7 protein-coding genes are annotated in these 7,312 nt (G+C 68.1%); all 7 read right to left on the bottom strand.

Annotated features, from left to right (window positions below; genetic code table 11):
* Positions 1-85: 85 nt before the first annotated feature.
* A complete protein-coding gene (locus tag Q9Q40_04875; GenBank protein ID MDQ7006541.1) occupies positions 86-955 on the bottom strand; it encodes an OmpA family protein in 870 nt (289 codons plus the stop codon).
* A 156-nt stretch (positions 956-1,111) separates the two neighbouring features.
* Complete coding sequence (locus tag Q9Q40_04870) at positions 1,112-1,303, bottom strand: DUF2892 domain-containing protein (protein MDQ7006540.1); 192 nt, start codon at positions 1,301-1,303, stop codon at positions 1,112-1,114.
* Between the two features lie 58 nt (positions 1,304-1,361).
* Complete coding sequence (locus tag Q9Q40_04865; GenBank protein MDQ7006539.1) at positions 1,362-1,631, bottom strand: zf-HC2 domain-containing protein; 270 nt, start codon at positions 1,629-1,631, stop codon at positions 1,362-1,364.
* A complete protein-coding gene (locus Q9Q40_04860) occupies positions 1,631-2,239 on the bottom strand; it encodes a sigma-70 family RNA polymerase sigma factor (protein ID MDQ7006538.1) in 609 nt (202 codons plus the stop codon). The genes Q9Q40_04865 and Q9Q40_04860 overlap by 1 nt, the downstream gene beginning before the upstream one ends.
* Positions 2,240-2,271: 32 nt before the next feature.
* On the bottom strand, positions 2,272-5,082 hold the full coding sequence (gene leuS / locus Q9Q40_04855) for a leucine--tRNA ligase (protein MDQ7006537.1): 2,811 nt from the start codon (positions 5,080-5,082) through the stop codon (positions 2,272-2,274).
* Between the two features lie 43 nt (positions 5,083-5,125).
* Positions 5,126-5,350 (bottom strand): Trm112 family protein, encoded by a 225-nt coding sequence (locus Q9Q40_04850; protein ID MDQ7006536.1) that lies wholly within the window; start codon positions 5,348-5,350, stop codon positions 5,126-5,128.
* 112 nt (positions 5,351-5,462) lie between these two features.
* Positions 5,463-7,265, bottom strand: coding sequence for a M14 family metallopeptidase (locus Q9Q40_04845; protein ID MDQ7006535.1), 1,803 nt, complete (start codon positions 7,263-7,265; stop codon positions 5,463-5,465).
* Positions 7,266-7,312: the final 47 nt, after the last annotated feature.

The raw sequence follows: 7,312 nt of genomic DNA, 5'->3' as shown, positions 1-7,312 counted from the left end.
GGAACAACATTGTTCGCTCCACGGTGAACGAGAAAGGACCCGCGACGAGTCGCGGGTCCTTGGTCATGATGCGGGGAGAGCGCCGCTAGTTCCGCGGGCTGCACTCGAGGACGAGTACCGCACGCCGGTTGCGGGCATGCTCCTGCTCGGTGCGAGCTCCGGGCACGAGGGGCTGCTCCTCGCCGCGGCTGAGAGTCGAGACCGCCAGGCCGTCCATGCCGGGCTCGGCCAGCAGCGCGTCGCGTACGGCCAGGGCCCGGCGAGCCCCGAGGGCCAGGTTGTATTCCACGGTCCCCCGCTCGTCGCAGTGCCCTTCCACCGTCAGGCCGGCCACCCGGGGGGCGATCTCCTTCAGGCTCGCCGCGAGCTTGCGGATGTAGGCCCGTGCCTGATCGTCGAGGTCGTACTTGTCGAAATCGAAGTGAATCACCGGAGTCGCCAGGCTCCCGGCCAGTTCCACGCAGGGATCCACCGGCGGCGGCGGCGCGGCGACGGTCAGCGCCCGGGAAGAAACCAGGCGCGTCGGCTCACCCGTGGGCCCACCGAGCAGACTGGCCTCGATCCGGTACTTGCCGGGAGGCAGGTTCTCACCGGCTGTCACCCGGCCGGTGTAGCGGCCCTCGCCGGCGGCTTTCATTTCCACCACGACGGAGCGTCCCGCCGCAGCGCCATCGAGGCCCTTGAGCACGACTTCCGCCCGTCGCTCGGCCGTGGCCTCGAGCGTCACCGTGGCCGACTGCCCCGGCTCGAGAGTCCAAGGCTCGACGTCGAGAAAGTCGATCCGATCGGGCTCCGAAGGCGTAGCCTCCACCACCGCCTCGACGGTCTGGGGGAATTCATCGACCTTGACCCGCTTCGAACTGGCGCACCCCACGGTGACCAGCGCCGTGAGCGCAAGCCATCCCGTTACGACAAACCACCACTTCCGTCCCGAATTCCGTCCCGAGCGTCCCATCAGATCTCTCCCTTCGAGCAGCGGGGAAGACTTATCGAAAGGCAATCTTGAAATTGGGACCTCGCCCTGTCAACGACTTTCCTCCGGGGCCGTGGGAATTCCTCTTGGGACCGGAAGGGTTTCGCCGGGCATTCGTCTTTCGGTGAAACCCGGGGATCAGCCTTCGCGGACCCCCAGGCCCCGCAGAATCGCCATCATCGGGCACCAGTTGGTAAAGGCGGACTGGAAGAGATTGAGCCCCACGAAGGCCGTGAAGAGCAGGAACCAGGGGCTGACCCAGTAGCCCAGGGCCACCGAGAGAAGAACGAAGAAGCCGGCGATCGCGCGCAGCATACGGTTGATGGTCATCAGCACCTCCCGGGCGACTGTCCGCCCTGCCCAGGAAGATGCAGATTCCGGCGGGAGGTCACCGAGAGCCGGGAGGCTCCAGCCGGCCGAGAGCGGCCGACAACTCCCGGCGCAGATCTTCCGGCGCCGGCTCCACCCTCCCCTCGGCACGCAGCAAGCCGACGGTGCGACGCAGAGAGTCGAGAAACTCCACGCAGGGGGGGCAGTCCTCGAGGTGCTCTTCGAGCCTCGAACAGACGGACGCGTCGAGTTCCTCGTCGAGATACTCCGAGAGCATGGCGAAGATCTCCCTGCAGCTCAGGTCTCCATGCCGGTGATCACAGCCCATCAGGCCTCCCCCTTGCCGACACGGCGTGCCAGCAGTTCCTCGAGGCGCTGACGCACCATCAGCCGCGCCCGGTGGAGGCGCATCTTGACGGCGGTCTCAGCCAGATCGAGCGCCTCGGCCACCTCCCGGGTGGAAAGCTGCTCCATGTCGCGCAGCACGAGGACGATACGGTAGTGCTCCGGCAACTCGGCGATGGCCTCCCGCAGCAGTTCCCGCAGTTCCCCCGAGGCGGCCTCCTCGTCAGGCAGCCGACCGGGGTCGGGAATCTCGACGCGCAGCCCCTCACGACCGGAGGGCATCAACTCGTCGAGGGACAACTCACGACGGGGCTCGAATTTGCCCTTCCGGCGCTTCATCAGGCAGGCGTTGGAAGCCACCCGGTAGAGCCAGGACTTCAGCGCCTCGGGATGCTTGAGCTGGCCGATTTTCTGGTAGGCCTGGAGCAGGGTTTCCTGGAACACGTCCCGGGCGTCTTCCACCTCCCCGCACATCCGCAGGCCAAAACCGTAGATCCGGTCACCGAATCGATCGACGAAGAGATCGAAAGCTCCCGGCTCGTCGTTGCGCAGGCGCTCGAGGATCTGACGATCGTCTGGAACCTGGGACACGGCATCCTCCTCCCGTCGGCAACGGCCGGCACTCAGGTGGCCACGATGTTGATCAGCTTACCGGGAATGTAGATCACCTTCCGCACCGTCTTGCCCGCCAGATGCCGCGCGATGCGCTCGTCGGCCTCCGCAGCCTGCCGCACCGCCGCCTCGTCGGCTTCGGCGGCGACCCGGACCCGTCCCCGCACCTTGCCCGTGACCTGGACGACGATCTCCACCTGTTCCTCGACCAGGTACCGCTCGTCCCACCCCGGCCACGGCGCCGTGGCAACGGAGTCCTCGTGACCCAGGCGCTCCCAGAGTTCCTCGGCTAGGTGGGGCGCCATGGGCGCGAGCATCAGCACGAAGGGCTCGGCGACTTCACGGGGCAGGGCATCGACGGGCACCAGGGCGTTGTTCAGCTCGATCAGGCGCGCGATGGCGGTGTTGATCCCCAGATTCTCCATGTCCTGGCTCACCCGCTGGATGGTGCGGTGCAGCAGGCGCCGGAGTTCCAGCGACGCCGGCTGATCACTGACCTTCAGTGCGCCATCGTCGCCGACGAAGTTGCGCCAGACCCGGTGCAGGAAACGGCTGATGCCGACGATGTCGCGCATGATCCAGGGCTTGGAAGTCTCGAGCGGCCCCATGTACATCTCGTAGAGCCGCAAGGTGTCGCAGCCGTACTCCTCGTAGATGGCGTCGGGGGCCACGGCGTTCTTCAGGGACTTGCCCATCTTGCCGTAGTGCCGGGTGACGGGCTTGCCCTGCCAGAGGTAGGTTCCGTCCTCCCGTTCCTCCACCTCCGCCGCCGGAACGTACACCCCTCGCTCGTCCTGGTAGGCCCAGGCCAGGATGTAGCCCTGGTTGAACAGGCGGCCGAAGGGTTCGGGGGTGGAGACATGACCCAGGTCGTAGAGCACCTTGTGCCAGAAGCGGGCATAGAGCAGGTGCAGCACCGCGTGCTCCACACCGCCCACGTAGAGATCCACACCCCGCTCACCCATCCAGTAGCGTTCCTTTTCCGGATCGACCAGGCGGCTGTCGTTGCGGGGATCGATGAAGCGCAGGTAGTACCAGCAGGAACCCGCCCACTGGGGCATGGTGTTGAGCTCCCGCTGGTAGGTCTTACCGTCGATCACGACTTTTTTCCACGCCTCCGGCGCCCGGCTCAGGGACGGCTGGGGCGGCTGCCGGGGATCGTCGGCGACGGGAGGCCGGAAATCCTCCATCTCGGGCAGTTCCACCGGCAGGTCGGCCTCGTCCACGGCGCGAATCTCGCCGTCCTCCCCGTGCAGCACGGGAAAGGGCTCGCCCCAGTAGCGCTGACGGGAGAAGAGCCAGTCCCGCAGCTTGTACTGCACTTCCCGCCGGCCGAGCCCATGCTCCTCGAGCCAGGAGACGATCCTGGCCTTCGCCTCCTCGGTGGGCAGGCCGTCGGTGGCGATCCCGGGGTGGGTCGAGCCGATCGAACGCCCCTGGCCGGTAAAGGCCTCGACGAACTCGCCGGGGTCGTTCAGGTAGCGCTCCCGCAGATCGCCGGTCGCACCCCGGGGGGCGTGGGCCGCCAGCCATTCCGCGTCCGGCTCCACCACCGCCCGGATCGGCAGTCCAAAACGACGGGCGAAGTCGAAGTCCCGACTGTCGTGGGCCGGCACCGCCATGATCGCCCCGGTCCCATATCCCATCAGGACGTAGTCGGCGATCCAGATCGGGATCTTCTCCCCGCTCAGCGGATGTATCGCCCAGGCGCCGGTGAACACGCCGGTCTTCTCGCGACTGTCCGCCTGGCGGTCGAGATCGCTGCGCGCCTGGGCCTGCCGCCGATAGGTCTCCACCGCCTGCTTCTGTGCGGCGGTGGTGATCTCGGGTACCCACGGGTGCTCCGGCGCCAGCACCATGTAGGTCGCCCCGAAGAGTGTGTCGGGGCGAGTGGTGAAGATCTGGAGCCGGCGCTCATCCCCCTCGAGGGGAAAGTTCACCAGGGCTCCCTCGCTGCGCCCGACCCAGTTGCGCTGCATCTGCTTGACCGGCTCCGGCCAGTCCACCAGGTCGAGGTCGGCGATCAGGCGCTCGGCATAGGCGGTGATGCGCAGCTGCCACTGGCGCAGGGGACGCTTGTAGACGGGGTAGTTGCCCCGCTCCGAACGCCCCTCCGCGGTCACCTCCTCGTTGGCCAGCACCGTTCCCAGCTCCGGGCACCAATTCACCGGGACTTCTGCCAGGTAGGCCAGGCGATGACTGTCGATCACCTCCCGCCGGGCTCGTTCGTCCATCGCGTCCCACGAGCGCCCGCCCCGGCCGGCGGGCACGACCCGCCCCTCGGCGTCCACCTCGAGTTCTCCGGCCTCGAGACGGGCGCGTAGTTCCTCGATGGGACGAGCCCGATTCGCCTGGGGATCGAACCAGCTCTTCCAGATCTGCAGGAAGATCCACTGGGTCCAGCGGTAGTAAGAGGGTTCGATGGTGGCCAGGCGCCGGTCCCAGTCGTAGCCCAGGCCAAAGCCCTTGAGCTGGCGCACCATGTTCGAAATGTTCTTCTCGGTGGTCACACGGGGATGAACGCCGGTTTCCACCGCGTACTGCTCGGCGGGCAGCCCGAAGGCGTCGAATCCCATCGGGTGAAGGACGTTGTAGCCCTTCATCCGCTTGTAGCGGGCCACGATATCGGTGCCGATGTAACCCAGCGGGTGTCCCACATGCAGACCGGCCCCGGAGGGATAGGGGAACATGTCGAGCACGTAGAACTTGGGCCGGGAGGCGTCGAAACCCTCCTCTCCCGGTCCGGCGGTGCGGAAGGTCTTCCGCTCCTCCCAGATCCGCTGCCATTTCCGCTCGATCGCCCGGTAGTCGTAGGTGCTCATCGATGACTCCGCCGGAACCCAAGCCCGGCCTGGGGTGCAGCCCTCAACTCAACAGACCCTGCTCGCGGGCCGCCGCGAGCACCTCGGCGGCCTGCTCGTCGCTCAACCGCTCGGCTTCGTCCACGAGCAACACGGGGATGTCGTCCTCGATGCGGTACTTGAGCTTCGACTCGGGGCAGAAGAGAAAGTTCTCTTCCCGGAAGTAGACCAGGGGCTTTTTCGACTCGGGGCAGACCAGTAACTGCGCAAACCAGGGCTGCAACGCCATCGCTCCCTCCTCACAGGGCGCGCCAGAAAATCCCGCCGGGGGGCGGGGCCGGGCACGAAAGCCGCATGATAGCCCGGATTGCGCACGCCGCCGACGGGAGACCGGGTGGCGTTCAGGGAAGTTCCCGCGCCACGGGGTAGAGGCGGTGGCGCTGGTCGTAGTAGGGCGAGCGCCGGTAGAACCACTCCAGGCGCCGGCGAGGATCGCCCCGCAGGGCCGGGTCGGTCTCCAGCGCCTGCTCCCACCGGCGCCGGATTTCGGGATCCCGCTCGAGCATGCGCCGGGCCAGGGGCTCGAGGGCGTAGGCCTCGGCGTACTCGGTGCGCTGGAAGATTTCCGGGAAAAAACCCCACTGGAAAAAGGAGTCGGGCCCCTCCGGCTCGAGCAGACTGATAGCCAGGTCTCCCAGGGGCTGGTCGGTGGGCACGCGCACCGAGCCGGCGGGAAAGGTCCAACGCCGACGCTCGACGGTGTAGGGCGCGCCGACTCTCAGGCGACCCTCGAAGGGCCGGCCCGCAAAGTCCGGCTCACCGAAGCGCAACATCTCCACCTGCACTCTCCGGGGCTCGGCCAGGCGCTCGAAGCGAACGCCATGGAGCGCCAGGCGCTCGATCACATCGCTCCAGGCGGCGCTGACCCAGTAGGCCGCCGGCCGCCGGACGACGATGGCCGGTTCGGTGGCCGCACGCACGGGGACTTCGCCACGCCAGGGCTCACCGGTCCAGCGCACCACCCTGTCGCCGCTGATCGGCGACACTTCGACCCGGGGCTCGACGCCGAGAAAGGTGATGCGTTCCGGCGGCGAGGCCGGCTCCTCCCAGGTCAGGGGCAGCACGGCGGGACGACGGTCGCGATCGGCGGCCACCGCCCGACGCAACGCCGCGCCCTCCGCTCCGAGTACGCGCATCGCCTCGGCCAGCAGGACCCGGGTGCCCAGCACCCGCCGGCGGAAGTCCTTCAGAGAGTGGTTCTCCACCAGCACCGTGGGCAGATGGCGCAGGTCCCCGTAGCCGTGGGAATAGCGTGGCGAAGCGGTCCAGCCCCGGATGCCCTGGGTGGGATCGAGACGGTCGACGAGGAAGATCAGCGGTCCGGGAACGTGCCCGGCCCGTTCGAGAGCCCGATTCCAGGCCGGCGCCAACCGGTGGTCGAGCCAACCGGCGATGGCCGGGGAATAGGCGTGGGCCCCATTCCAGCCGAAGGTGATGTCGTACTGGTAGTCGGCGCCGTCGGTGACGTGGACGTCGATGTAGAGGTCCACGGGAAAGCGCGCGAGAAGCCCCAGCAGGGCGTGCATCTCCGGACTGTCCGCCTTGGCGTAGTCCCGGTTGAGGTTCAGGTTGCGGGCGGTGGTGCGCCAACCCATCAGCTCCGGTCCCCGCTGGTTGATGCGGGACCAGGCGGAACGGCGCTCGTGGCCGTCGATGTTGAACACGGGCAGGAAGAGCAGGTTGCACTGCTCGAGAAGAGCCTGCTCGTCGCCCACCACCAGGTCGCGCAGCAGCATCAGGCCCGCGTCCTTGCCGTCGATCTCTCCGGCGTGGATCCCGGCCTGGACGAAGAGGGTCGGCTTGCCCCCGGCGGCGAGGGTCCGGAGATCCGCCGCTCCCCGGGCGCTGGCCAGTACCAGCGTGAGGCTCCTGCCTTCGGGGCTGTCGCCCAGGCTGAGCAACCTCACCTTCCCGCTGAAGCGGGCCAGGCGCTCGAGCCAGGCTCCCATCGCTTCGAGAGAGGCGCTGCGCTCGAAGCCGCTGGCCTCGGCGGGAGTGATCCACGGGTCGTCCGCCGCCACGATCAGGGCTTCGCTGGCCCCGTGCCATGGCGCCTGGGGCGGCAGGGGCGCCCGGATCGGCTCGGCCGCCGCAACGGAGAACAGGACCAGGGCCAGGGCGGCCGCGGAGCGAGGCAAACCCATGGGAACACCTCCGGCAGGAATGGCCCGGGGCCGCCGGCGGGCACACC

This window comes from Acidobacteriota bacterium (assembly GCA_030949985.1).
Lineage (GTDB): Bacteria > Acidobacteriota > Polarisedimenticolia > J045 > J045 > JALTMS01.
The sequence above is the reverse complement of the archived record's forward strand: the minus strand, read 5'-3'. Positions and strand labels throughout refer to the sequence as shown.